The following is a 26,059-nucleotide window of genomic DNA, read 5'->3' on the forward strand; positions in this document are numbered from 1 at the left end:
TGTTCTCGTGGTCCTCGTCAATCCGGCCGGCTGATCATGCCGAACAACGCGGGGGCGCCGCGACTGGCCGCCTGCGGTCGCTGGCTGCGGGACAATCGCAGATGGACGCGAAGCAGATCGGCTGCAACCTCATACTGCCGGCTTTCCAGTTGGTCGAGTATGGTCAGGTGCTCGCGCAGCGATTGCTTCAGCCGGAAGACGTTGACGCCGGCATAGGTCCCCGGCAGCCGGCGCAGCCTGAGATGGTCCGACAGCGCGTCGGCGACGAACCGGTTGCTGGAGCCGCCGGCGATTAGGCCGTGAAAGTCGATGTCCAGCCGCTGGAACTCTCTGATATCGAATGTGGCGTCGGGCAGCGCCAGCAGCGCCTCCATGCCCTGGCGCAACGCTGCCGCGCGGGTCCCGTCCAGCCGAAAGCCAGGCGCCAGAATGGCGGCGGGTTCCAGCATCAGGCGGAACTCATAGCTTTCCCCTTGTGCCTCCGGATCGTCTGGCGCTCGCCTGAACAGCCAGGACTGTCCCGGTGCGCGATCCAGAAGATTTTCGTCTGTCAGTTTCTTTAGCGCTTTTAGTACTGTCCTTCGTTCGGCACTGTAGCGCCGCATCAACGCGCCGATGGTCACAGTCTGATCCAACCGACGTGCCGACCGATCGCGCAGGATCATCTCCGCGAGTTCGTCCTCCTCGGCGCTTGGCAGGTCAGTGGCAAGCGTCGCCTGCTTGGTGAGGTCAACGGCCAGCCGATAGCCGGATTCGGCTTCCCATCGCACGACGCCTTTTTCGGTGAGCAGGCGCAGCGCGGCCCGCACCGGGGTCCGCGAGACGTTGCAGAGCGAGGCGATCTGCTGTTCCGGGAGATGGGCGCCGGCCTCGAAGCCGCGCTGCCGGGCTACATCGAGAATGCGCTGCGCGAGATCAAGATGATTGGTGCGCGGGCGTCTGGCAACGGCTTGCATGGCGTTTCTCGTGAACGGGCTCGACCGCTACGGTTTTACCAACTGCCCTTGCGGGCGCGATCGGCTGGACTTCGCGGCGATTTTCCAAATTATGGATTGACGTACTTTTTTCTGCAATAGTACTGTGGGTTCAATCGGCAATAAAAAGACCGGGGAACAGGATCGAAGCGGCGGCATGGTCGCAAGCGCTGGTCCGACGATTGATTGAATTCGACGATCAACCAGAATGGGAGTCTGTCATGACCGCCACCACCCTGCGGCACCGTTCGTTAAAAACTTCCGCGATCGCGCTTGGCCTCGCTATGGCGCTGTCGGCGCCGGCGGCCCCCGCCGATCTCGTCATTTCCAACTGGGACGGCTACATGGCGCCGGACGCCATGGCCGCCTTCAAAGCAGCGACCGGCGTTTCCGGCGAGGTCGTCGTTCACGCCACCAATGAGGAGATCATGGGCAAGCTCGTTGCTTCGGGCGGCAAGGGCTATGACGTGGTCTTCGTTTCCTCGCCGTTCGCAGAAGTGCTGAACAATCTCGGCCTGATCGAGACGATCGACCACGCCAAGATCCCCAATCTCGCCAATCTCTATCCTGAGGCGGCCAAGCTGCCGCACGATGTCGGCAACAATTTTTCCGTGCCTTACACCTGGGGCACAACCGGCCTCTGCTACCGCTCGGATCTGGTGAAGACCGAGCCGGCCAGCTGGAACGATCTTCTCGCCCCGTCCGAGGCGCTCAAGGGCAAGACCACGATGCTGGCGACCGACCGCTGGCTGCTTGCCGCCGGGCAGCTCGCCAAGGGCTATTCGGTCAACGAAACCGATCCGGCCAAGCTCGCCGAGGTCAAGGACCTGCTGATCTCGGCCAAGAAGACCTTGCTCGCCTATGACGACACCACCTTCTATTCGAAGCTGGTTTCGGGCGAGGCGCTGATGGTGCAGGCATGGGATGGCTGGTGCAACTATGGCATCGCCGAGAATCCGCAGATTAAATACACCATACCCAAGGAAGGCTCGGACCTGTGGGTCGATACGATGGTGGTGATGAAGGCATCGGCCAACAAGGACGCCGCCTTCCAGTTCATCAACTTCATGCTGGACGCCAAGAACCACGCCTGGGCGGCTCAGAACATCGATTACAAGGTGCCGAACAAGCCGGCTATGGAAAGCCTGCCGGCGGATTTCCTCGCCAAATTCCCAAATATGAACATGCCTGTGGCCGAACTGGTCAAGTTCGAGCAGTTGCGCGACGTCGGCGACGCCCAGCGCGACTATTCGAAGATCGTCAGCGAGATCAAGGCGGCGCAGTAGTTTCGGCATCTGGAATCAGGCTTGCGTTCCTTCACGCCCCCCTCTGGCCTGCCGGCCATCTCCCCCTCAAGGGGGGAGATCGGCTGGATTGCAGCCGCTCGCCAATCTCCGGCGCAGCACCCCCTCATCCGGCCGCTTCGCGGCCACCTTCTCCCCGCTGGGGAGAAGAGGCTGACGCCAAGGTCGGCGACCTCCTCTCCCCTCGGAGAGAGGTCGGATTGCCCCGAATTGCCCTTCGCAATTCGGTTGGCAATCCGGGTGAGGGGGCGCTTGTCCAAACACAATTTCGATGCTTTTGAGATGGCCTCAAGGCCAGAGGAGGGTGCGACATGAGATCGTTCACACCTTCTCGCTCCTCCTTGCTGATGGCGCCGGCGCTGGCCTGGCTCACCGCCTTGATGGTGGTGCCATGCGCGCTGGTGCTGGCGCTCGCCTTCTTCCGGCGCGGCATTTATGGCGGCATCGAATACAGCTTCACGCTGGAGAATTTCGGGCTGGTGCTCGACCCGCTCTATGCCGGCATCTTCCTCAATTCGGCGCGCATCGCCGGCACGGCAACGCTGATCGCGGTGGTGATCGGCTATGCCGCCGCCTATGCGATCGCGGCAGCACCGCGCCGGTGGCAGCCGGTGTTCCTGTTCTTCGCCGTCTTGCCTTTCTGGTCCAATTACCTGATCCGCACCTATGCATGGATCGTGCTGCTCAACCGCGAAGGCCTGATCACCCAGCTCTTGCGCTGGTTCGGCTATACCGGCGAGCCGCCGTCGATGCTCTATACCGAAGGCGCCGTCATCGCCGGTCTGGTCTACAATTACCTGCCTTTCGTCATCCTCGCCTGCTACGCGCCGCTGTCTCGGCTCAATCCGGAGCTGGCCGAGGCCTCGCGCGATCTCGGCGCTTCGGCCATGACCACATTTCGCCGGGTTATACTGCCGCTGACGGTGCCGGGCATCGCCGCCGGGGCGGTTTTCGTCTTCGTGCTGTCGATCGGCAATTTCGTCACGCCGGCACTGCTCGGCGGCGGCCGCTTCCAGATGATCGGCAATCTTGTCTACGACCAGTTCCTGACCGCCAATGACTGGCCGTTCGGCGCAGCGCTGGCGATGGCGCTGATCGCCATCATGCTTTTGGTGCTGACGGCGCAGGCCCTGGCTGCCGATCGCGCCGCGGGCCGTATCGCCGAAGCGAAAGGAGGCGCCGATGACTGAGCGCTCGCCCGCCACACGGCGTACGCTCTGGCTCGTGCTGACGCTCGTCTTCGCCTTCCTCTACGTTCCGATCGCCGTACTGGTGGCGCTGTCGTTCAACCAAGGCGGGCTGCCGACCGTCTGGTCGGGCTTTTCGCTGAAATGGTATGCCTCGCTCGCCGGAAACGCCGCGATCCTTTCCGCCGCCCTCAACACGCTGATCGTGGCGCTGGTCTCGACAGCCATCGCCACGCTGCTCGGCACCTTGCTGGCCATCGGCGTCGAAATGCGCCGGCAGTACGGAAGCGGCCTCGAGGCGCTGATCTTTGCGCCGATGATCATTCCCGACATCGTGCTGGCGGTGGCGCTGCTCAGCTTCTTTTCTATGCTCGATTTCACGCTCGGCCTGCACACCATCATCCTCGCCCATGTCGTCTTCAACCTCGCCTTCGTCTGCTCGGTGGTGCGCGCGCGGCTAAAAAGCTTCGACTGGTCGATCGTCGAGGCCTCCGCCGATCTCGGCGCTTCCGCGCTCACCACCTTCAGGCGGGTGACATTGCCGGTCATCCTGCCTGCGGTCGTCGCCGGCGCGCTGCTCGCCTTCACCCTTTCGGTCGACGAGTTCATCATCGCCTTCTTCACCGCCGGCGCCGGCCGCGCCTCGACTACGCTGCCGATGCAGATCTATTCGATGATCCGCTTCGGCATCACGCCGGAGATCAATGCATTGGCGACCATCGTCATGGCGGTCTCAATCACCGCGCTAACCCTGTCGCAGCGGCTCAACCGCGGAGTCATCGGCCAATGAGCGAGCCCCGCACGCTGCTGGCGATCGACAAGGTGTCGAAGAACTTCGGCCGGGTGACGGCCGTCGACGGCATCTCGCTCGATATCCGCGAGAACGAGTTCTTCGCCTTGCTCGGACCTTCCGGCTGCGGCAAGACCACGCTGCTGCGCATGCTGGCCGGTTTCGAGACGCCCAATGAGGGGCGCATCCTGCTCGACGGCCGCGACATCGCCAAAACCCCGCCCAACAGGCGGCCGGTCAACCTGATGTTCCAGTCCTACGCGCTGTTTCCGCATATGAGCGTCCGGGCCAATGTTTCCTACGGCCTTGAAATGGAGCGCTTGCCGGCAAACGAAATCTGCTCCCGCGTCGACGCCATCCTGGCGACGACCGAGCTTGTCGCCTTCGCCGACCGCAAGCCGGAGCAATTGTCGGGCGGCCAGAAGCAGCGCGTCGCGCTTGCCCGGGCGCTGGTCAAGCGGCCGCGGCTGCTGCTGCTCGACGAGCCGCTCGGTGCGCTCGACAAGAAATTGCGCGGCGCCATGCAACTGGAGCTGAAGCGGCTGCAGCACGAAGTCGGCATCACCTTCGTCATCGTCACCCATGACCAGGAGGAATCGCTCGTTATGGCCGACCGCATGGCGGTGCTGAGGGACGGCAAGCTGCTGCAATGCGACACGCCGCATGCGGTCTACGAACATCCGGCCGACCGTTTCGTCGCCGACTTCATTGGCGTCATGAATTTCGTGCCGGGCAAAGCCGCCAACGATGGCGTGCTGGCAGCCAATGGTGCGCGGATATCAGGCATGGTTCCCGAAATACTTTCGCCCGGCGCTGCGGCGGTCGCTTCGGTGCGGCCCGAGCGCATCCGGCTGTTCCCGCCGCCAGAGACGGCCAACCGTGTTGCCGGCATCGTCGAGGCGCTCGCCTATCACGGGCTGGACCTGCAGCTGCATGTCCGCACCGCTCTGTCACAAAAACCGTTCCTGGTGCGCGTCACCGCCGACGCCGCCGACCGCCGCCCGGTCGCGTCGGGCGATGCGGTCGAACTCGGCTGGGATGCCGCCGACGTCAGAATTTTCGCAGATTGATTGAAGGAGAACTTTCATGGCGCAGAAGACCATCGCGTTTTTTCCGGAAGCGGCCTACGGCCCGGCGCTCAACTCCGTCGGTATCGCCCAGGCGGTCGAGGCGCGCGGCCACAGAGCGGTGTTCCTGTCGGACCCCGGCTTCGTCGACGTCTACAAGGGCTACGGCTTCGAGGCGCATCCGGTGAACCTGTCCGAGCCGATGCCGCCCGAGCAGATGGCCAAGTTCTGGGAAGACTTCATCAACGGCCACATCCCGAATTTCCGCAAATCGCCCTACGACCAGGTCGACAATTACGTGAAGGACTGCTGGACGGCGATCGTCGACAGCGCCAAATGGGCTGAGAAGGACCTGCCCGGCGTGCTTGCGACGATCAAGCCCGACGTCATCTGCGTAGACAACGTCATCCTGTTCCCGGCGATCAAGCAGTATGGCAAGCCATGGGTGCGCGTCATCTCCTGCTCGGAAAACGAGATCGAGGACGAGGACATCCCTCCGCATCTGTCCGGCTGCGGCGAGAACGACCACGCCTGCCATCAGCGCTACCACGACCATTTCAACGCGGCAATCAAGCCGATCCATGACGACTTCAATACGTTTTTGAAAGCCAACAACGAAGCGCCGTATCCGATCGGCCAATTCTTCGAGGCCTCGCCTTACCTCAACCTGCTGCTTTATCCCGAGGCGGCAAAGTTCAAGCGCCGCCATCCGCTCGACCCGGCAAAATTCCAGTATCTGGAAGGCTGCGTGCGGCAGGAGAAGCCCTACACCGTGCCGACCTTTGCTGAGAATAATGACGGGCCGCTGCTCTACGTCTCGTTCGGCAGCCTTGGCGCCGGCGATGTCGATCTCTTGAAGCGCATCATCGCGACGCTGGCCGAGACTCGCTACCGGGCGCTGGTCAATCTCGGCGGCTACAAGGACCAATACGCGCAAGTGCCCGGCAATGTCATCGTCGAGAGCTGGTTTCCGCAGCCCTCGGTGATCCCGCAGGTCGACGCGGTTATCCACCATGGCGGCAACAACTCGTTCACCGAGTGTCTCTACTTCGGCAAGCCGGCGATCATCATGCCCTATGTCTGGGATGGCCACGACAACGCGACGCGGGTCGAGGAAACCGGCCACGGCTTCGGCATGCCGCGCTACGACTGGAGCGACGCCGAGCTAATCGCCAAGATCGAAACCTGCCTGACCGACCCGGCAATCAAGGTCAAGCTGGCGAAGACGTCGGCCCAGATGCAATCGCAGAACGGCCCGGAGAAGGCGGCCGGGCTGCTGGAGGAGCTGCTGTGACCGGGCGGATGGGTATGGCGTTCCTTCGCGCCCCCCTCTGTCCTACCGGACATCTCCCCCACTTGGGGGGAGATTGGCCGTCATCACTGATTTCGCCAATCACAAATGTCGCAAGAAGAGTGCCGCCGCCAGAGCTGCCAATCTCCCCCCTCGTGGGGGAGATGTCCGGCAGGACAGAGGGGGGCGCCGTAGAGCGAGACGATCGCGAAGTCATGCATCGCGCCGGCGGAGCACCCACATGACCTCCACTGTGCCACATCTCCACCAAGCCTCGACCCGCACCGACCTCGTCGACTGGGGCGCACAGCCCAATGCGCTGGAAGGTGCTTCGCACTCCACCGGCAGGCTCGTCCACAAGGGGCCGAACAACCAGCCGGAATCCGGCATCTGGGTCTGCACGCCCGGCCGCTGGCGGCTGGCGATCCCGCGCGACGAGTTGTGCCATTTCGTTGCCGGCCGCGCGACCTACCGATCGGACGACGGCGAGGTGATAGCAGTCTCTGCCGCCACGGTGGTCATGTTCCCGGCCGGCTGGGCGGGCGAATGTACCGTCCACCAAACCATCCGCAACATTTACATGCTGGCCTGAAGCCAGCCACTGGAGCTTCACGACATGCCGACACCGATCATGAAATCGCCGCTCGCCCTTACAGACCTCGTCGACTGGGGCGTCATCCCCACCATGATCGAGGGCGAATCCCGCACCTCCGGCAAATTGCTGCACAAGCGGCCGGAAGGCCGCTCCGAATGCGGGCTGTGGGTCTGCACCCCAGGCAAATGGCACTGCCACGTTACCCGCGACGAATTCTGCCATTTCCTCGAGGGCCGCTGCACCTATGTCCACGAATCCGGCGAGGTGATCGAGATCGAACCGGACACGGCGGCGTTCTTTCCGCAGGACTGGAAGGGCGTCTGCACCGTCCACGAGACCATCAAGAAGGTCTACATGATCCGCTGAGCAGCTTGAAAGGACGACCATGGACTTCTCACCTGACCGGCCGGCCTTCTTCGTCAATCCGGATTATCGGCCGATGACCGGCGGGGCAAAACCGGTGATCGATCCGGCGACACTGGAAACCGTCGGCGCCATCGCGACTGCAACCGACGGCGAGATCGACGCCGTGCTCACCGCTGCGGCCAGGGCGCAAGCTGCCTGGAAAAAGCTCGACGCCAAGAGCCGCGCCGGGCATCTGCATGCAGTCGCCAACGCCATCGAGGCGGCCGACTTCACGCGCTGCGCCGAGCTTATGGTGCGCGAGATGGGCAAGCCCTATCCGGAAGCAATCGGCGAGATCGCCAATTGCGCGCCGATCTTCCGCTACTACGCCGAGATGGCGCGTGACGATGCCGGCAAGATCGCCGGCACGACGCAGGCGGGTTCGTTCCAGTATGCGCGCTACGAGCCCTACGGCACGTCTGTGCACATCATGCCCTACAATTTCCCGATCCTGTTGATGTGCTGGACAGTTGCCGCCTCGCTTGCCGCCGGCAATGCCTGCGTCATCAAGCCGGCCGAAGCGACGACACTGTCGACGCTGGATTACATGACCGTGTTCCGCTCACTGCCGGAGGGCCTGGTTTCCTGCCTGCCCGGCGCGGCGGCCACGGCGCAGGCTTTGATCGCCTCCGATCGCACCCATGCGGTTGCCTTCACCGGTTCGGTCGCCGCCGGCAAGGCTGTCGCCGTCGCTTGCGCCGAGCGCATGAAGCCATGCGTCATCGAGGCCGGCGGCAGCGATCCGCTGATCATCAGCCGACACGCCCCGCTCGACGTGGCGGCCGCCGGCAGCGTCACCGCCGCGTTCCATCTCACCGGCCAGGTCTGCACCTCGGCCGAACGGTTTTTCGTCGTCGATGCCGTTCATGACCGCTTTGTCGAGCTGTTTGCGCAGAAGACACGGGCGCTGCGCATCGGCAACGGCCTCGACAAGACCGAGATCGGGCCGCTGGTCAGCGAGGCGGCGCGGGCGAAAGTCATGCGGCTGGTCGACGATGCCGTGCGCAATGGTGCCAAGGCGATCACCGGCGGGCGTATTCCGCCGGCGCACAATGTCGGCTGGTTCTACGAGCCGACGATCCTGACCGGCGTCACCCCCGACATGGCGATCGTGCGGGAAGAATGTTTCGGGCCAGTCGCCGCGATCTGCCGGGTCAAGGATTTCGACGAGGCGATAGAACTTGCCAATGACAGCCCGTTCGGGCTCGGCGCCTCGGTGTTCACCACTGATCTTGCCGAGGCGCATGAGGCTGCGGAGCGGCTTGAGGCAGGGATGGTCTGGGTCAACAATCCGCTGATCGACAACGACGCACTGCCGTTCGGCGGCTGGAAGGCGTCGGGCCTCGGCCGCGAACTTGGTCGCCAGGGGCTGGATGCCTTCCGCCGCTCGAAGATGGTCATCATCGACCACAGGCCAGCGATCCAGGACTGGTGGTATCCCTATCCCGACAGCTGGTTCCGCGAATCTGGCGGGCGCAAGCACGTATGAGATGACACAGGTCAGCGCCGCCAAGGGCCCCCGCTTGCTAGCGCAGCGCTTTCTGCCCGCCGGCGGCAGTGATGACGCCGACGATGATCAGCCCGGTCAGCAACAGACGGACGCCGGCGCTGACGCCGAACGTGTTGAGCATGGTCAAAAGCAGCACCAGGAACAGGGCCGCGCCCCATACACCCGGCACATTGGCCTTGCCGCCGGCTACCGACGTGCCGCCGATGACGACGACGGCGATCGAGGCCAGCAGGTACTCATTGCCGATATCGACATTGGCGCCGCGGAAATAGCCGGCGAGCAGCGCCCCGTCGAGGCCGCCGAGCGCGCCCGACAGCGTGTAGGTAAGAAAGCGGATGCGGCCGACATTGACGCCGGCCAGCCACGCCGCGCGGATGTTCTGGCCGATCGCCAGCACCGAACGGCCATAGATCATGCGCTGCAGCACGATCGCAGCGCCGATGGAGAACAGCACGGTGAGGATCGCCAGCACCGGAATGCCAAGAATCTGCCAGTTGGTGAAACTGGCAAAGCCCGGCGGCGGCTTGATCTGCAAGCCGCGGCCATAGCTGATGTCGATCGACTGGATGATGAAGCTCGCCGACAGTGTGGCGATGATCGGTGGAATGCGCAGCGCCCAGATCAACAGATAATTGGCGGCGCCGATCGCCATGCCGCAGGCCAGCGCCGCCAGCAGCCCGACCGCGATCATTGAATCATTGCCGTCCATCACCTTCATGGCGACGGCGCTGGCGAGGCCGATATTGGCGGGCAGCGACAGGTCGACATTGCCGGGACCGAGCGTGATCACGAACATCTGGCCGACACCGACGATGACGGTGAAGACGGCGAGCGAAAGTGCCGCCGTGATCATGCCGCCGCCGCCATATCCGCCGGTGAAGGTGATCGTCGCCAGCCACACCAGCAGCGCACCGATGAAGGACCATATCCAGGGTTTTGCGAGCAGCAATCGCATCGATGCCATCCCCTCACCTCTCCCTGCGGCTGATCAGCACCCGGGCCGCCAGCACGATGATGAGGATGGCGCCGTTGGCGGCCACCTGCCAATCGGGCGGGATGTGCATGAAGGTCAGCAGCGGCGAGGCGGCGAGCGCCAGCGTCAGCGCGCCGATTACCGCGCCGATCGGCGATACCCGGCCGCCGACAAATTCGCCGCCGCCGAGGATGACCCCGGCGATCGAAAGCAGCGTGTAGCCATTGCCGATATTGGCATCGGCCGAGGTGGTGATGCCGATCAGGGCCATGCCGGACAAAACGCCGAACAGACCGGTCAACGCGAACAGCACGATCTTGGTCTTGAGCAGCGACCAGCCGGCACGGCTGAGGGCCGCGGCATTGCCGCCGGAGCCGCGCAGGATCACGCCATACGAGGTGCGCATCAACCCGAAATGAACGACCGCCGCGATCAGCAGCGCCGCAATGATCGGGAACGGAACGAAGGGCGGTTTGAAGGCCATAAGCGACAGCAGCCAGTCCGGTGCTTTGCCGCCGGGCTTCGGCAGGATGAGGATGGCGAGGCCCTGCCAGACAAAACTCATGCCGAGCGTCACCACGATTGAAGGCAGGTTGCGCAGATGGATCAGCGCGCCGAGCAGCGCATAGACGCCGATCGACCCGAGGAGGATCAAGACACCGACCAGCGGCGCCTCCTTCAGCCATGTCGCCGTGACGCAGCCGACGAAACCGACGAAGGTGCCGATCGACAGGTCCAGCTCGTTGCCGGCGATGACGAACATCTGCGCGATCGTGGCCAGGGCGATCGGGACCGCCAAATTGAGCATCAGGCTGAAGCCGAAATAACTGATGGCGCGCGGGTTGAGCCAGGCGATCGCCAGCAGCACCAGCATCAGCGACATCGCTGGCAGCAGCCCGCGCAGCAGACGCGCCCGCGCCAACGCGCTTCGCTCGGAAGAACTCTTGGGACCGGTCTCGACGGGTGCTGCCGTCATCTCAGGCCGCGTCGCCGAACGAGGACTGAATGATCTTTTCCTCGGTCAGCTCGTCGCGACCAAGCTTGGCGACGATCCGGCCGTTCTTGAAGACATAGACGTGGTGGCAATTGTCGAGCTCTTCGGTTTCCGTGGTGTACCAGAGGAAGGTGCGGCCGCGGCCAGCCTCTTCGCGCACGAGGTCGTAGACTTCGAGCTTGGTGCCGATGTCGACGCCGCGCATCGGGTCGTCCATCAGCACGATCCTGGCGTCGGAACCGAGCGCCCGGGCAAACAGGGCCTTCTGCTGGTTGCCGCCGGACAGCGAGAAGATGTTGTTGTTCATGTCGGGGGTGCGGATGCCGATTTTCTTTTGCCAGAAGTCGGCGAGTTCGGCTTCGCGCCGCGGCGAGATCAGCAGGCCGTTGCGCAATCGCGCCAGCGAGCGGATGCCGATGTTTTGCGCAATCGACCATTGCGGAAAGATCCCGTCAGACTGGCGGTCGCCGGCCACCAGCGCCACCGGCGCGGTGACCTCGATGCCGGTTTTGGTGTGCGCCGCGGCTGCGAAAATCGCCAGCAGCAGATCGGTTTGGCCATGACCGGCAAGCCCGGCAAGGCCGATGATCTCGCCGGCATGCGCCACAAGTTCGTTGCCGTCCTGTTGCCGCGCTGGGCGGGCCCGGACCCGCAACGGGCCGGTCTCCGGCTTTTGGGTCGCGATTTCGGCCGCGATCTTCTCACGCGCTGCCGCTCCGCCCATGGTCGTCACCAGCCTGCCGCGATCGAAAGCCTTAGCCGCATCCGACGCGACGACCTTGCCGTCGCGCATCACCACGATGCGGTCGGCATTCCCGAGCACCTCGCCCAGAACATGCGAGATCAGAATGCAGCTCTTGCCCCCGGCGACAAAGCGCCGGACGAAACCCAGCAACTGGCCGGCCGTGTGCGCGTCGAGCGAGGATGTCGGCTCGTCGAGGATGACCAATTCGAGCGGATCCTGCGTCACCGTGAAGGCGCGCGCCACCTCGACCATCTGCCGCCTGCCGATGGAAAGGTCGCTGGCGATATCGGCGGCGGAGATGCTGTGGCCCGGAAATATCTCGTCGAGCTTGGCGGCGATCAGATCGGCCGCTTTGCGCCGCCAGCCGAGGCCGCGCAGCGCCGGGTGGTTGATTCGGGTGTTCTCGGCAACGCTGAGGTTCGGGCACAGCGACAGTTCCTGGAACACGCAGCGTATGCCAAGTTGTTGGGCGCGCGGCACCGAATAGTTATCCTCGATGCCGCCACGCACCGCGATCCGACCGCTGTCGGGCACGAGCGTGCCCGCCACCATATGCATGAGCGTCGACTTGCCCGCGCCATTGTGGCCGACGAGACCGACGCATTCGCCGGCGCCGACGTGGAAATCCACCCCGGCGAGCGCCCGAATGGCGCCGAAATGTTTTTCGGCTCCGTCCAGCCTGACAATATCCGCGTCACCCCTAGGCATCCCTGGCGATATCCGGTTGGCGACGCAGCTGGCAACGTGCCACGCTCACTTGATGTTGGCTTTGATCGCCGCGATGGCGTCTTCCTGCGTGTATTCGTGGCTGGCGACGCCGCCCTTGGGGATGTTCGGCAGCTCGGCCTCGAAATTATTTTGGGTGAAGGCGAGGTATGGCACCAACAGGTCATGCGGCACATCGGTGCGGCCGTCGAGCACCTGCTGCGCCACCCAGAAGGCCAGCGACGACACGCCCGGCGCAATCGACGCCGACCAGGTCTGGTAGCCATCCTTGTCCTTCTGTTCCTTCCACCACTGCAATTCGTCCTGGCGGTTGCCCATGATGATGGTCGGGCGCGGTTTGCCGGCGGCGGCGAAGGCCTGTGCCGCGCCATAGCCGTCGCCGCCCTGATCGACGACGCCGACGATCTCCGGCAGCGACGGCAGGATCGTCGCGACCGCCTTCTGTGCTGTGGTCTGGTCCCAGTCGCCGGTCACCGAACCGACGATCTTGAACTCGGGATGGGCGGCGACACCCTCCAGAATCCCGGCGTGGATGGCGTCGTCGATCGACGTGCCGGCAAGGCCGCGGATTTCCAGCAGATTGCCGCCCTCGGGATGGAACTTGGCCATCTGCTCGACTTCCTGCCTGCCCATGTCCTTGAAGTCGACGACGACGCGGTAGGCGCAGGGCTCGGTGACGATGCCGTCGAAGGAGACGACGACGATGCCGGCATCGCAGGCCTGCTTGACGGCGCCGTTGAGCGCGTCCGGCGAGGCGGCGTTGATGACGATGGCGTCATAGCCCTGCAGGATCAGGTTCTGCACCTGGGCCGCCTGTGTCGGCACTTCCTTGTCGGCCGTCGTGAAGATGTCCGCGGCAGCGACCACCCCGTCGGCGACCGCCTTCTTGGTGACGATGGCATAGCTGTCGAGCATCGCCTGTCGCCACGAATTGCCGGCATAATTGTTGGAAAAGGCGATCTTCTTGTCGCTGGTGTCGGCCAGTGCTGCGCCTGACGCGAGCATCGCTGCAAGGGCACTCAGGACGAGTATCTTCTTCATCTGTTATCCTCCCATGGATTGCTGGTCGTTGTTGGCTGCTGGCGGCTGTTATGACGACCCTCGTTTCAATATTGTCAGACAAATTTAGATGGGCGCACTTGTCAACAGCGATCGATGAAGGTTTGACGATCAACTTGCGGTGCAATGATTGAAAAGGCTTCGGCTCCTGGTCTAGGGGTGGGGCAGGAGATCGAAATCGAGATGGCAGCGACGCCGACTGATGCGCTGGGTGCACCCGGAATTCCGGCGCGCTGGACGTCGAGCGCCAAGAGCGGCATCGGAACCGCGCTTTCGCCGGCCTGTCCTGTCTGGTTCACGATCAGCCACGGCACCCTCAACGAGGTCTATTATCCCCGCCTCGACAGCGCCTGCACCCGAGACATGGGACTGGTCGTCACCGGCCCCGGCTTCTATTTCTCGGAAGAAAAGCGCGATGCCGTGCACAGCCTCGAGCCGTTCGAGGACGGCGTGCCCGCCTACAGGCTGGTCAACACCGCCGCCACCTACTGGATCGAGAAGCGTATCGTTACTGACCCGGAACATCCTGTTTTGCTTCAGGAAATCAGCTTCACGCCGCTGAGAGGCACACACGCCGATCACCGCGTCTACGCGCTGCTGGCGCCACATCTGGTCAACGCCGGCATGGCCAACACCGCCTGGGTCGGCGACCACGAGGGAAGGCCTGTCCTGTTTGCATCGGGACGTGGCGTTTGCCTGGCGCTCGCCTCGTCGCTGCCCTGGGGAGCATGCTCGGCCGGCTATGTCGGTGTCTCCGACGGCTGGCAGCAACTCCGTCGTGACGGCCGGCTCGACCCGGCTTGCCGCAGGGCCGAGGACGGCAATGTCGCGCTGACCGGCGAGATCGGCTTTTCGGCTGCGAACCCGACGGCGTTGCTGGCGCTGGGTTTCGGAACGACGCCGCAAGAGGCGGCGGAAAATGCCTCGGCCAGCCTGAAGCGAGGCTTTGCGCCCGCGGCCAAATCCTTTATCGAAAAATGGCGCAAATGGCAGGCTGGCTTGCTGCCGTTGGACCGGCATGGTGCGGGGATCAACACCTATCGTGTCAGCACGGCGGTTCTGGCAACACATCGCTCATCCACCGGCGCGGCCGTCGCCAGCCTGTCGATCCCGTGGGGCTTCAGCAAGGGCGACGACGATATCGGCGGCTATCATCTGGTCTGGCCGCGCGACCTGGTCGAAACCGCGGGCGGCTTCCTGGCCGCCGGCGATCCGGCGCAAGCGCTGGAGATCCTCGCCTATCTCCGCTCGATCCAGCAGCCGGATGGGCATTGGCCGCAGAACGCCTGGCTCGACGGATCAGCCTATTGGCCGGGCATCCAGATGGACGAGTGCGCGTTTCCGCTGCTGCTCGCAGACGCGCTGCGCCGGGCTGGGCATCTGGCAGACGCCGCGTTGCGCTCCTTCATGCCGATGGTCGAACGCGCCGCTTCCTACGTCGTGCGCAACGGTCCGGTCACCGGTGAAGACCGCTGGGAGGAGGATGCCGGCTACAGCCCGTTCACGCTGGCCGTCGAGATCGCCGCCCTGCTGGCCGCGGCCGACATGTTCGAAGCTTGCGGCAAAGCAGAGCCGGCAAAATATCTGCGGGAAACCGCCGATGTCTGGAACGACCAGATCGAGCGCTGGACCTATGTCACCGGCACTCCACTCGGCGAAGACGTCGGCGTCGAGGGCTATTACGTCCGTATCGCGCCGCCCGACACCGCCGGCGCGGCGTCGCCGAAGGACGGCTATGTGCCGATCAAGAACCGGCCGCCCGGCGATAGCGACCGGCCGGCCGAGGCGATCGTCAGCCCGGATGCGCTGGCGCTCGTCCGCTTCGGCCTCAGGGCCGCCGACGATCCGCGCATCGTCGGCACGGTCAAGGTCATCGATGCGCGGCTGCGCTGCGACCTGCCGCAGGGGCCTGTCTGGTATCGCTATACCAGCGACGGCTATGGCGAGCACGCCGACGGCGCGCCCTTCGACGGGACCGGCCATGGCCGGCCCTGGCCGCTGCTGGTCGGCGAACGCGCCCATTATGAACTGGCGGCGGGCCGCAAGGACAAGGCAGCGAGCCTGTTGAAGACCCTGGAGGATTCTGCCGGGTCTGGCGGCCTGTTGCCGGAGCAGGTCTGGGATGGTCCCGACATGGCCGAACACGAACTGCGGCACGGCGGACCGTCGGGCAGCGCCATGCCGCTGGTCTGGGCGCATTCGGAGCATATCAAGCTGCTGCGCTCGCTCAATGACTGCGCCGTCTTCGACATGCCGCCGCAAGGCGTGAAGCGCTACATCGAGGACAGGACCGTGGCGCCGCGCCGGACATGGCGCTTCAATCACAAGCTCCGCGCCATGCCCGCCGGCAAGCTGCTGCGCGTCGAACTGCTGGCCCGGGCAGTGGTCCATTGGAGCAACGACGATTGGGCAACTATCCATGACGCCACTACGATCGAGAACGCCTTCGGCATCCATCTCACGGACCTGCCCGTTGCCGATGTCCCGCCGGGCAATAGGATCGTCTTTACTTTTTTCTGGCCCGATGCCGGCCGTTGGGAGAATGTCGACTTTTCCGTCGGTATCGACAAGCCGGACTAGAGCATGATCCCGAACCGAAGGTCCGCGTTAGCGAAAAATGGAAGCCGGTTTTGCTTCGCTGACCTTCGGTTCGGAAAAGATCATGCTCCAAAGATAGAGCAGTAGATCTTCTATCCCTCAAGAAGCAGGACGAAAAACATGCAGATCGGAATGATGGGACTGGGCAGGATGGGCGCCAACATGGTGCGGCGCCTGCTGCGCGATGGCCACGAATGCGTGGCCTACGACATCAACCCGGCCAGCGTTGAAGCCCTTGTGACGGCTGGCGCGATCGGAGCCGCTTCGATGGAGGATTTCGTCGGCAAGCTGACCAAGCCGCGCAGCGCCTGGCTGATGCTGCCGGCGGCGATCACCAGCCGGATCGTCGATCAGGTGGCCGACCTGATGGAGCCGGGCGACATCATCGTCGACGGCGGCAATTCCTATTATCACGAGGCTGTCGACCATGCCGCGCGCCTGGCATTGAAAGGTTTGAACTATGTCGATGTCGGCACCAGCGGCGGCGTCTGGGGCCTCGAGCGCGGCTATTGCCTGATGATCGGCGGCCCAGACAGCGCGGTCCAGCATCTCGATCCGGTCTTCGCCACCCTGGCGCCGGGCGCCGATGCCGGGGTGCCCGCCGCCGGCAAGGATGCCGGAACCGCCCCCTTCGGCTATCTCCACTGCGGGCCGAGTGGCGCTGGTCATTTCGTCAAGATGGTCCACAACGGCATCGAGTACGGCGTCATGGCCGCCTATGCCGAAGGCATGAACATCCTGAAGTCGGCGAATGCCGGCAAGCGACAACGGACCGCCGACGCTGAAACCAGTCCATTGGAAAACCCGCAATATTACCAGTTCGACATCGATATCGCCGAGGTAGCCGAGGTCTGGCGGCATGGCAGCGTCATCGGCTCCTGGCTGCTCGACCTCACGGCGGGCGTATTGAAGGCCGATTCGGGGCTGACGCAGTTCGGCGGACGGGTTTCGGATTCCGGCGAAGGCCGCTGGACGCTGAAGGCGGCGATCGACACCGGCGTGCCGGCGCCGGTTCTGTCCTCGGCCCTGTTCGACCGGTTCGCCTCGCAAGGCGAATCCGAATTCGCCGACAAGCTGCTGTCCGCCATGCGCTATGCCTTTGGCGGCCATGTCGAAAAGCCGAAGACCGGCTCGTGACGGCGAAGACACGCTCATGAACCAGGAACGGTCCGACACGCTGGTGCTTTTCGGGGCGACCGGCGACCTCGCCCACAAAAAAATCTTCCCGGCACTTTACGCCATGGTCGCCAAGGGAACGCTGACCGAGCCGGTGATCGGCGTCGCTTTCGACGCCTGGGACCTGAAGCAGTTGCAGGCGCGCGCCCACGACGGCATCGTCAAGGCCATCGGCAAGGTCGACGAAAGGATCTTCGCTAAACTAGCCTCGCTGCTTCGTTATGTCAGCGGCGACTACCGCAGCGCCGCGACATTCGAGAAGCTGAAAAGCGCGCTCGGGACCGCGCGGCACCCGCTGCACTATCTGGCGGTGCCGCCGACCATGTTCGAGACGGTCATCCAGGGCCTGGAACAGTCGGGCGCGGCCCAGGGCGCGCGCCTGATGGTGGAAAAGCCGTTCGGTCACGATCTGCAATCGGCGCGCTGGCTGAACCGGGTCCTTCACCTGGTGTTCGACGAGCAGTCGATCTTTCGCATCGACCATTATCTCGGCAAGGAGGCGATCCAGAACCTGCTCTATTTCCGCTTCGCCAATTCCTTTCTCGAGCCGATCTGGAACCGCAATTTCGTCGAGAGCGTGCAGATCACCATGGCCGAGGATTTCGGCGTCGAAGGCCGCGGCCGCTTCTACGACGAGGTCGGCTGCATCCGCGACGTCATCGAGAACCATCTGCTCAACATCCTGCTGCTGCTTGCCATGGAGCCGCCCGTTGGCCGCTCGGCCGACGATCTGATCGATGAGAAGGTGCAGGTGCTGCGGGCGATCCGGACGCTGACCAGGGACGATGTCGTGCGCGGCCAATTCAAAGGCTATCTCAGCGAGCCGGGCGTCGCGCCGAATTCGCCGGTCGAGACCTTCGCGGCGGTGCGTTTCTTCGTCGACACCTGGCGCTGGCGGGACGTGCCCTTCTTCATCCGCGCCGGCAAATGCATGCCGGTGCACGCCACCGAGGTCATCGTGCGGCTGAAGCGGCCGCCGCTCGACGTCTTCGACCCGATCAAGCCCGGAGATGCGAATCACGTCCGTTTCCGCATCGACCCGCAGGTGGCGATCTCGATCGGCGCCCAGCGCAAGGCCGCTGGTGACGACATGATCGGCGAGCAGGTCGAACTCACCGCGCTCGACGACAGCAAGGGCGACATGCCGCCCTATGAGCGGCTGATCGGCGACGCCATGAACGGCAACGGCCAGTTGTTCACTCGCCAGGATGCCAGTGAGCTTGCCTGGCGGATCGTCGGCCCGGTGCTCGGCGATACCACGCCGCCACACCTCTATGAGCCGGGAGCATGGGGTCCCGCCGATGCGATGGCCGGGTTCGGACCGCCGAACGGCTGGATCAACCCGGCGAAATGAACTCGGAGGCGACGCAATGGCCAAAGCGGCGAAAAAGCTGGCACCGGACAGCGAAAAGATCGTGCTTGTGATCGATATCGGCGGCTCCCATGTCAAGATCCTCACCAGCGCCGGCGGCCAGGAGCGCAGAGCCGATTCCGGACCCGGCCTGACGCCGCAGCAGATGATCGCCGCCGTGCAGACGCTCGCCAATGGCTTGCCCTACGATGTCGTCTCGATCGGTTATCCCGGCCCGGTGCACCACAACAGGCCACTGGCCGACCCCGCCAATCTCGGCAAGGGTTGGGTCGGATTTGACTTCGCAACGCAGTTCGGCAAGCCGGTGAAGCTGGTCAACGACGCGCTGATGCAGGCCGTCGGCAGCTATGAAGGCGGGCGCATGCTGTTCCTGGGTTTCGGAACCGGACTCGGTGCTGCGATGGTCCTCGACAACGTCGCCCAGCCGATGGAGCTCGCGCATCTTCCCTACAGGAAGGGCAGCAGCTTCGAGGACTATGTCGGCGAACGCGGCCTTGAAAAGCGCGGCAAGAAGAAATGGCGCAAACACGTCTTCGACGTCGTCGAGCGGCTGCGCGCCGCCCTTCAGCCTGACTATGTGGTCATCGGCGGCGGCAATGCCGACAAACTCGACGAATTGCCTGCCGGTTGCAGGCGTGGCGACAACACACGCGCCTTCGACGGGGGATTTCGACTGTGGCGCGACAAATCCCTGATTGTCTGATATTATAGCGGTTCGGGCCCAAACCTGTTGATCTGGCCCGGCCGTTAGTATTGTTATTCAAAATAATGTGTGGCGTGGTGCGGCGTCATTGCGTTATGCAGATTTGCCGACTAGGAATTCTGCGACCCCACTAACGGAGAAAATAGATTGACCGACGACAGCAACAAAGCCCGCAAGGACATCGACCTTCTCGAGCTGACCGCTCACATCGTGTCCGCTTACGTCGAGAAGAACCGCTTGCCGGCTTCCGGCCTCGGCGATCTCATCGCCAGCGTCAGCGCGTCGATAGGTGGGCTCGGCCAGCCCGCCGTTCCGGTCGCAGCACCGCTGATCCCGGCGATCAATCCCAAGAAATCGGTGACTCCAGATTACATCATCTGCCTCGAAGACGGCAAGAAGTTCAAATCCCTGAAGCGCCATATCGGCGTTCATTTCGGACTGACGCCGGATGCCTACCGCGCCAAATGGGGCTTGCCGGCTGACTATCCCATGGTCGCCCCCACTTATGCGGCCTCGCGCTCGCAGTTGGCGAAGGCGATCGGCCTTGGCCGCAAGGCCGCCCCGCCGGCGCCGGTCAAGAAGACCAGGAAGCCGAAGGCCACGGTCTGACGCGCTCGAAGTCGCCTTTGACGCTCGAGATTGGCGGAAGCCGTCGCGGCGTCGAATCTCCCCCCTTGAGGGGGAGATGTCCGGCAGGACAGGGGGGAACTCGACCTGCGCGCCAAAATAACTCTCCGCCTCCGCCTCGCTGTGCAATTAGCATGGTAGCCGGAAATCCTTGATCCAGAGCCGATTTTTGCGCGCGCCTCGCACCGAACTGCGTTAAAAGCGCTGTGGTCGGACCAGCGCCCTCGTGGAAGTGCCCCGCCGGCCGACTTCCTTGCCACGGGGCCTGATTCATGACACCCGAACCTCACGCACCGCCCGACCGGCGCTATGCCGCCTTCCGGCACAAACCCTTCCTGAGCTATTGGGCGGCACGCTTCCTCGCCACATTCGCCACCCAGATCGTGTCCGTCGCCGTCGGCTGGCAGGTCTACGACCTGACCCGCGATCCGTTCGATCTCGGCCTTGTCGGCATTGTCCAGTTCCTGCCTTCGCTGCTGCTGGTGCTGATCACCGGGGTGGTCGCTGACCGTTTCGGCCGCCGCCTGATCATGGCGCTGATGGTGCTGCTGGAGGCGATCTGCGCGCTGGCCCTGCTGCTGCTGACGTTGCGCGGTCTTAGCGGACCGGGATTGATCTTCGGCGTGCTCGCCATGTTCGGCATCGCGCGCGCCTTCCTCGGACCGGCCGCGGCGTCGCTGTTCGCCAACCTCGTGCCGCCGGAGGATTTCGGCAACGCGATCGCCTGGAATTCGTCCGCCTGGCAGACGGCGACCATCGTCGGACCGGTCGCCGGCGGCCTGCTCTACGGGCTTTCGGCGCAAGCGGCATACGGCACCGCTGCCGTTCTGATGTTTGTCGCCGCGGTGCTGGTCTTCACCATCCCAAAGCCTGCCCAGCGCAGCGAGACCGACAGGCCGACGATGCAGACCCTGTTTGCCGGCTTCGGCTATATCTGGAGCGAGAAGATCGTGCTCGGCGCCATTTCGCTCGATTTGTTCGCCGTGCTTTTGTCCGGCGCCACGGCGCTGCTGCCGGTCTATGCGCGCGACATCCTCGAACTCGGCCCTTGGGGCCTGGGACTGTTGCGTTCGGCGCCGGGCGTCGGCGCCATCTGCGTTGCCATCTGGCTGGCCGGACATCCGATCCGCAACCATGCCGGCGTGGTCATGCTCGGCTTCGTCGCGCTGTTCGGCGCCTTCACGGTGCTGTTCGGCCTTTCCACCATCACCTGGCTGTCGATCGCAGCGCTCGCCTTGCTCGGCGCCGCCGACATGTTCAGCGTCTACATCAGAGAGACGCTGATCCAGCTGTGGACGCCGGACAAGGTTCGCGGCCGCGTCAACGCCGTCAATCAGGTTTTCGTCGGCGCCTCCAACGAGCTCGGCGAATTCCGCGCCGGCACCATGGCGGCATTGATCGGCACCGTGCCCGCGGTGGTGATCGGCGGCGTCGGCGCAGTCGTTGTCGCCGGGCTGTGGGCGGTGCTGTTCCCGCAGCTGCGCAAGGTTCGCCACCTCAACGGGCGAAACTGATCCCAGGGCGCACTGATCCGGGCAAAACTAGATCAGATCAGGACAGCGCCGGCTTGCCGAAGATCGTCTGCAGGAATTCGCCGAGCCAGCGCTTGAGATGCATGTCCCAGATCAGCCGGCCGCCGAGATGATCGCGACCGGGCTGCGCGCCGGGCAACTCGAAGCGATGCGCGCCGCGAACGACCCAGCGCTGCATCATCGCCCTTGTCAATTCGCCATGGAATTGGATGCCCCAGGCATTGTCGCCATAACGAAAGGCCTGGTTTGGATAGGTTTCGGCCGTCGCCAGCAGCGTCGCGTCCTTCGGCAGCGAAAAGCCCTCGCGGTGAAACTGATAGACCATCTCGGGCCAGCGCATCAGCTTCTTGCCGTCCTCGGTCGCTGTCAGCGGATACCAGCCGATCTCGACCAGCCCCTCGCCATGACCCTCGACCTTGCCGCCAAGATGGTTGACCAGCATCTGCGCGCCGAGGCAGATGCCGAGCAACGGCCGGTTCTCCCTGAGCGGAATTTTTAGCCAGTCGGTCTCACGGCGGACGAAGTCGTCCTCGTCATTGGCGCTCATCGGTCCGCCGAACACCACGGTTCCGGCATGGCCGTCCAGTGTTTCCGGCAAGGCGTCGCCGAGCGGCGGGCAGCGGAGATCGAGGTCGAAGCCTTCTTCGATAAGCATGTGGCCGACGCGCCCGGGGCTCGAACTCTCCTGATGCAGCACGATCAGGATTTTTGGTCTCGGCCTCGGCGTGGATGGCATGGGGGATCCCGTCTATTCGTCGCTCGATGTTCCAGCCGCGCCCGGCACTTCGGCGGCCGCCTTGCGGCGTGCCTCGACGCGGTCGTGGCGTTCGACATCCATCAGCTCGGCGACGCGCCAGACGATATTGTCCTCGAGCTCGTGCAATTCGCCATCGGCATAGACGATTTCCCACATCAGGCCGATGAAGGCTTTTCGCGCGTCCGGATCGAGCTGACGCTTCAAAACGCTGGTGAAGGCGTAGAGGTCGATCGCCTCATTGTCGGCCCGCTCGCCGGCAGCGGCAAGCGCGTCGAGCTCGTCGCCGCTGATCGAATAGCTTTCCGCCAGCACCGCCTTGAACCGCTCCCATTCGGCATCCTGACGCAAGCCGTCGGCACTCATCACATGGTAGAGAAGGGCGGATGCGGCAACGCGCGGATCATCGGCGTCGTTGCGGGCGCTGCCGTCTCCCGGCAGGTCCTTCAGAAACGACAGAACGCGTTCGAACATGTGATTCCTGCTTCCCATCCGCCAAAACTTTCAAGCTTAGCCAAATCAAAACAATCGAAACCTGCGTGGTGATTTTTGCTCTTCGTCGTCCGGATCGACGCCGGGATCGTCGGGCAGCCGGGCCATTTCCTCCGCCGGTTCGACAGCGTCGCCATCCGGCGGCACCGCGGCAGACGCCGTGGCGGTGACCGGCGCAACATCGTCTTCGCCAGTTTCCGATGCCGCCACGGCGGTCGGTCTTTCGGCCGAACCAGCGGGGTTCAGCTCGATCACATTTTCCTTTTCCGGCTTCGTTGGCGCCGCAATTGTTGGCACCGCGGCGGCCGGCGCATCCTCGTCACTGTCGATGAGCTGGCCGAGCCGCTCCATCGGCGCACGCCACTCGAAGGCGTCGAGCTTGCCGGTGATCGGCGACACCGGCGCCCAGCGTTCGGAAACGACGCCGTCGGCGACCCAGGCCGGATCGCGCGGTGCACGTACTGCCTTGGACAAAAGCTGCCGCACCTTGCCCTGATCGCCGGTCTCGGCCTCCTCGATGTCGGCCAGAAGCAGATAGGCGCCTTCGCGGCGATCCATGCGGATAGCCGCCTCGGCCTCTTTGCGGGCGGTTGAAAAGTCCTGCGCGTCGAGCGCGGCGCGCGCCACCGCCAGCGACGATTCGGCGTGGTTCTTCTTCATCTCCTGCAGCTTCTTCGCCCGGTTCAGCCGGTCGAGCACGGCATCGCCCGGCCGGGCGTGGGTGTAAAGCTCGGCGATCTCTGGATGCGGCTCGGCTTTCCACGCCGCTTCGAGTATCTTCGCGCCCTTGCGCACATCATTCTGTCTGAACAGCAGTTTGGCTGCGTTCACCGCCGCCGGCGCGAAATCCGGCCGCAGCCGGTTGGCCTCCAGAGCAGCGGTTTTGGCGGCGTTGGGATCGCTGTCGATCAGCCCCTGCGCCTTGGCGGTGAGCAGCACGGCGCGACGCCGGTTGGCGGCATCGCGCTCGATCTGCCGCGTCGATTTCTGCGCCTCGACCAGTTTCAGCGCGCCGTCCCAGTCGCCACGCCCGGTCAGGTCTTCCAGCGTCGATTCGGCGGCCCAGGCCAGTTGCGGCGCCATCGCCGCAGCGCGGCCGGCGTAGTGCCGCGCCGCGTTGCGGTCGCCGAGGCGTTCGGCCTCGAGATAAAGCCCGCGCAGGCCGAGCAGCCGCATTTCGGGGTCGTCGAGCATAGTCTCGAACTTTTCGCGGGCACCCTCATGGTCGCCTTCGAGCAGCGAGGCTTGCGCCTCCAGCAATTGGATCAGCGGCTCCTGGTCGGAGCGGATCAGCTTTGCCGCTTCCTTGGTCTTCTTGCGGGCGAGCGCCCCGTCACCGGCGCCGGCGGCAATCATGCCGGTCGACAGCGCCTGATAGCCACGATCGCGACGGCGCACGCGGAAATAGCGCGAGATGGTGTAGGGGCTGTTCCACAGCGCCTTGAGCAGCCACCAGACGATCATCACCGCGGCAACCACGGCAACGACCGCCACCGCCGCCACCATCAGGCTGACCTGGTATTGATAGCCGCTGAAGGTGACGACCATCTCGCCTGGCCGGTCGGCCAGCCAGGCGAAACCCAGCCCGAGCGCGAAAACCACGGCGAGGAAAAGCAGAATGCGAATCATCGGGTTTCCCTCACGCCTTCATCGCACTGGCGATCAGCGCGTCGACCTGCTTCTCGACCTCGATTCGCGCCTTCAGTTTGCCGGCAAAATCGGCGCCGGCAGCCTTCACCGCCTCGGGCAGCATATCGTATTCGCTGAGCGCCTTGGCGTAATCGCCCTGATTGACCGCCACCTCCATGCGAGCGACGATTTCCGGAGCGCCAGCGCCTTCGACTGCACCGATCGGCCTGACCTTGACCAGCGATTGCGCGCTCGACAGCAGGTTTTGCAGGAAGCCGGCATTCTGGTCGACAGGCTCGGAGGCAGCGACCATGGCGTTGGCGGCGGCAGGCATTTCGGTTGCGATCTCCGCCCGGGTCGGAACGCCCGTTTCGGCGTAGGGACGCAAGGCTGCGATCTCTGGAGCATCCGGCGAAATCGCCGCAAAGGTTTCGAGTTCGGCGGCGAATGGCGCACCACGGTCGAGTGCTGCCTTCAGCGCCGATGCGGCGATGGCGAGCGCAACCTTGGGCTGCCCGGCCTGTGCCTCGACCTTGCCGGAAAGCTGAGACACCGACCGTTCCAGCGCTGCAAGCCGGCCGTCCTGTGCCTTCGCCGTCTCGCCGGCGGATTTCGCCGCCGCGTCGAGCCCGGCCAGCTTTTCATTGAGCGGCCCGAGATCGACCGGCGCCGTGTTGCCGGTCTGGCCAAGCGCCGCAACCGCCGTCTCGATCTGCCTGACCTTATCGCCGAGGGCTGCAAGCCCGGCAGTGTCGCCTGCTCCGCCCTGCTCGATCGCCGATTGCAGCGCCGCGACATCCGTCTTGACCTGATCCAGCGCCGACGACAGCCCGTCCACCTTGGCCGAGGCGTCATTGTTGCCGGCTGTATCCTTGAGCCCGGCAATCTCGCTCTTCAGCGCAGCGATTTCGCTGTTGACGCCATCGAGCGACACGCCGCCCGAGGATAAATCGCCAACCCCTGGCGCGCCGAGCAGGCCGGCAAACTGCAGCCCTCCGGCGGCAGCCAGCGCGATGACGCCGCCGATAATGCCGGCAGCGATGCCGTTGATGCCGCCATGCTTCGGCTGCGCTGCCATGTCTTCAGTCCCTGCCTGGGTTTCCTTCGGCGCGTCTGCGGCGCCCGCCTTGGCCGAAGCGTCCTTGGCCGATGCGTCGTCGAAACTGTAGTCGAAGGCCCGCTTCGCCGATGCCTCCGAGCCGGCCGGATAAGTCGGCTTGGGCCCTTCAGGAGTTTTGGCACCGCCCTCGGCCGGCTGTTCCGAGCCGTCCGGCGGGGCCGCTTCGGCATGTTCCCACGGCTCGATGTCGGTCTGGTCGGCATGGACGGGTTCTTCAGGCGCTTCCGGCTGCGACGCGCTTGCCGCCTCCTCCGCCTTCGCCTCGTCGGTCCGCCCGTTGGCGGCATCCTCGTCGGCAACGCGCGAGACAGCGCCGGGCTCGAGCTCGATGGTCACCGGCTCGCGACGGCTTTTCGAATGCCGCATCTTCGGCGTCTTGACCATGCTTGGGCTCCGCAAGTTTCGCTTCGGGATGGTTCAGAAAGGGTCTAGCACA

Annotated in this window: 23 protein-coding genes; 14 read left to right on the plus strand and 9 right to left on the minus strand. The window is 64.4% G+C overall.

Annotated features, from left to right (window positions below; genetic code table 11):
• Positions 1 to 17: 17 nt before the first annotated feature.
• Positions 18 to 956 (minus strand): GntR family transcriptional regulator, encoded by a 939-nt coding sequence (locus AC0L2M_RS27825; protein ID WP_473536432.1) that lies wholly within the window; start codon positions 954 to 956, stop codon positions 18 to 20.
• Between the two features lie 239 nt (positions 957 to 1,195).
• On the opposite strand from AC0L2M_RS27825, the gene AC0L2M_RS27830 reads away from it, so the two are divergent.
• The 8 genes from AC0L2M_RS27830 (at position 1,196) to AC0L2M_RS27865 (ending at position 9,102) form a co-directional block, all read left to right on the plus strand.
• The gene (locus AC0L2M_RS27830; RefSeq protein ID WP_473536433.1) at positions 1,196 to 2,260 is read left to right on the plus strand and encodes a polyamine ABC transporter substrate-binding protein; all 1,065 of its coding nucleotides are present in this window, start codon (positions 1,196 to 1,198) and stop codon (positions 2,258 to 2,260) included.
• Positions 2,261 to 2,625: 365 nt separating this feature from the next.
• Positions 2,626 to 3,468: an ABC transporter permease gene (locus AC0L2M_RS27835; protein ID WP_036269997.1), complete on the plus strand. Its 843-nt coding sequence runs from the start codon at positions 2,626 to 2,628 to the stop codon at positions 3,466 to 3,468.
• Positions 3,461 to 4,255, plus strand: a complete 795-nt coding sequence (locus AC0L2M_RS27840) for an ABC transporter permease (RefSeq protein WP_473536434.1) — start codon at positions 3,461 to 3,463, stop codon at positions 4,253 to 4,255. Before AC0L2M_RS27835 ends, AC0L2M_RS27840 begins: the two co-directional genes overlap by 8 nt.
• Positions 4,252 to 5,325: an ABC transporter ATP-binding protein gene (locus tag AC0L2M_RS27845; protein ID WP_128173662.1), complete on the plus strand. Its 1,074-nt coding sequence runs from the start codon at positions 4,252 to 4,254 to the stop codon at positions 5,323 to 5,325. Before AC0L2M_RS27840 ends, AC0L2M_RS27845 begins: the two co-directional genes overlap by 4 nt.
• 16 nt (positions 5,326 to 5,341) lie before the next feature.
• On the plus strand, positions 5,342 to 6,616 hold the full coding sequence (locus AC0L2M_RS27850) for a glycosyltransferase (protein WP_473536435.1): 1,275 nt from the start codon (positions 5,342 to 5,344) through the stop codon (positions 6,614 to 6,616).
• A 238-nt stretch (positions 6,617 to 6,854) separates the two neighbouring features.
• Positions 6,855 to 7,205 (plus strand): cupin domain-containing protein, encoded by a 351-nt coding sequence (locus AC0L2M_RS27855; RefSeq protein ID WP_473536436.1) that lies wholly within the window; start codon positions 6,855 to 6,857, stop codon positions 7,203 to 7,205.
• 24 nt (positions 7,206 to 7,229) lie between these two features.
• Entirely contained in the window at positions 7,230 to 7,574 is a 345-nt protein-coding gene (locus tag AC0L2M_RS27860) for a cupin domain-containing protein (RefSeq protein ID WP_473536437.1), read from the plus strand.
• Between the two features lie 19 nt (positions 7,575 to 7,593).
• Positions 7,594 to 9,102 carry an aldehyde dehydrogenase family protein gene (locus AC0L2M_RS27865; RefSeq protein ID WP_473536438.1) on the plus strand — a complete coding sequence of 503 codons (1,509 nt, stop codon included), beginning with the start codon at positions 7,594 to 7,596 and terminating at the stop codon, positions 9,100 to 9,102.
• 37 nt (positions 9,103 to 9,139) lie between these two features.
• Here AC0L2M_RS27865 and AC0L2M_RS27870 read toward each other — a convergent pair whose 3' ends face one another.
• The 4 genes from AC0L2M_RS27870 to AC0L2M_RS27885 are packed head-to-tail and all read right to left on the minus strand — an operon-like array spanning position 9,140 to position 13,602.
• Positions 9,140 to 10,087 carry an ABC transporter permease gene (locus AC0L2M_RS27870; RefSeq protein WP_473536439.1) on the minus strand — a complete coding sequence of 316 codons (948 nt, stop codon included), beginning with the start codon at positions 10,085 to 10,087 and terminating at the stop codon, positions 9,140 to 9,142.
• A gap of 4 nt (positions 10,088 to 10,091) precedes the next feature.
• Positions 10,092 to 11,072 carry an ABC transporter permease gene (locus AC0L2M_RS27875; protein WP_473536440.1) on the minus strand — a complete coding sequence of 327 codons (981 nt, stop codon included), beginning with the start codon at positions 11,070 to 11,072 and terminating at the stop codon, positions 10,092 to 10,094.
• Position 11,073: 1 nt separating this feature from the next.
• Positions 11,074 to 12,543 carry an ATP-binding cassette domain-containing protein gene (locus tag AC0L2M_RS27880; RefSeq protein ID WP_473536441.1) on the minus strand — a complete coding sequence of 490 codons (1,470 nt, stop codon included), beginning with the start codon at positions 12,541 to 12,543 and terminating at the stop codon, positions 11,074 to 11,076.
• 45 nt (positions 12,544 to 12,588) lie between these two features.
• Positions 12,589 to 13,602, minus strand: a complete 1,014-nt coding sequence (locus tag AC0L2M_RS27885) for a substrate-binding domain-containing protein (RefSeq protein WP_473536442.1) — start codon at positions 13,600 to 13,602, stop codon at positions 12,589 to 12,591.
• 201 nt (positions 13,603 to 13,803) lie between these two features.
• On the opposite strand from AC0L2M_RS27885, the gene AC0L2M_RS27890 reads away from it, so the two are divergent.
• From AC0L2M_RS27890 to AC0L2M_RS27915, 6 genes are all read left to right on the plus strand, one after another.
• Positions 13,804 to 16,200 (plus strand): glucan 1,4-alpha-glucosidase, encoded by a 2,397-nt coding sequence (locus AC0L2M_RS27890; RefSeq protein ID WP_473536443.1) that lies wholly within the window; start codon positions 13,804 to 13,806, stop codon positions 16,198 to 16,200.
• A 138-nt stretch (positions 16,201 to 16,338) separates the two neighbouring features.
• Positions 16,339 to 17,355 carry a phosphogluconate dehydrogenase (NAD(+)-dependent, decarboxylating) gene (gene gnd / locus AC0L2M_RS27895; RefSeq protein WP_473536444.1) on the plus strand — a complete coding sequence of 339 codons (1,017 nt, stop codon included), beginning with the start codon at positions 16,339 to 16,341 and terminating at the stop codon, positions 17,353 to 17,355.
• A gap of 16 nt (positions 17,356 to 17,371) precedes the next feature.
• Positions 17,372 to 18,748 carry a glucose-6-phosphate dehydrogenase gene (gene zwf, locus AC0L2M_RS27900; protein ID WP_473536445.1) on the plus strand — a complete coding sequence of 459 codons (1,377 nt, stop codon included), beginning with the start codon at positions 17,372 to 17,374 and terminating at the stop codon, positions 18,746 to 18,748.
• Positions 18,749 to 18,764: 16 nt separating this feature from the next.
• Complete coding sequence (locus AC0L2M_RS27905; RefSeq protein ID WP_473536446.1) at positions 18,765 to 19,469, plus strand: ROK family protein; 705 nt, start codon at positions 18,765 to 18,767, stop codon at positions 19,467 to 19,469.
• Between the two features lie 147 nt (positions 19,470 to 19,616).
• Entirely contained in the window at positions 19,617 to 20,078 is a 462-nt protein-coding gene (locus tag AC0L2M_RS27910; protein ID WP_473536447.1) for a Ros/MucR family transcriptional regulator, read from the plus strand.
• A 290-nt stretch (positions 20,079 to 20,368) separates the two neighbouring features.
• Positions 20,369 to 21,610, plus strand: a complete 1,242-nt coding sequence (locus AC0L2M_RS27915; RefSeq protein ID WP_473536448.1) for an MFS transporter — start codon at positions 20,369 to 20,371, stop codon at positions 21,608 to 21,610.
• A gap of 37 nt (positions 21,611 to 21,647) precedes the next feature.
• Here the strand turns inward: AC0L2M_RS27915 and AC0L2M_RS27920 are convergent, their stop codons facing one another.
• From AC0L2M_RS27920 to AC0L2M_RS27935, 4 genes are read right to left on the minus strand one after another with little or no spacing between them, the layout of a single operon-like run.
• Positions 21,648 to 22,364: a glutamine amidotransferase gene (locus tag AC0L2M_RS27920; RefSeq protein WP_091592267.1), complete on the minus strand. Its 717-nt coding sequence runs from the start codon at positions 22,362 to 22,364 to the stop codon at positions 21,648 to 21,650.
• Positions 22,365 to 22,376: 12 nt separating this feature from the next.
• The gene (locus AC0L2M_RS27925; RefSeq protein ID WP_473536449.1) at positions 22,377 to 22,856 is read right to left on the minus strand and encodes a tellurite resistance TerB family protein; all 480 of its coding nucleotides are present in this window, start codon (positions 22,854 to 22,856) and stop codon (positions 22,377 to 22,379) included.
• A 45-nt stretch (positions 22,857 to 22,901) separates the two neighbouring features.
• The gene (locus AC0L2M_RS27930) at positions 22,902 to 24,503 is read right to left on the minus strand and encodes a heme biosynthesis HemY N-terminal domain-containing protein (protein ID WP_473536450.1); all 1,602 of its coding nucleotides are present in this window, start codon (positions 24,501 to 24,503) and stop codon (positions 22,902 to 22,904) included.
• Positions 24,504 to 24,513: 10 nt separating this feature from the next.
• Entirely contained in the window at positions 24,514 to 26,007 is a 1,494-nt protein-coding gene (locus AC0L2M_RS27935; protein ID WP_473536451.1) for a COG4223 family protein, read from the minus strand.
• Positions 26,008 to 26,059 lie beyond the last annotated feature (52 nt).

Source organism: Mesorhizobium sp. WSM4806 (genome assembly GCF_055811635.1).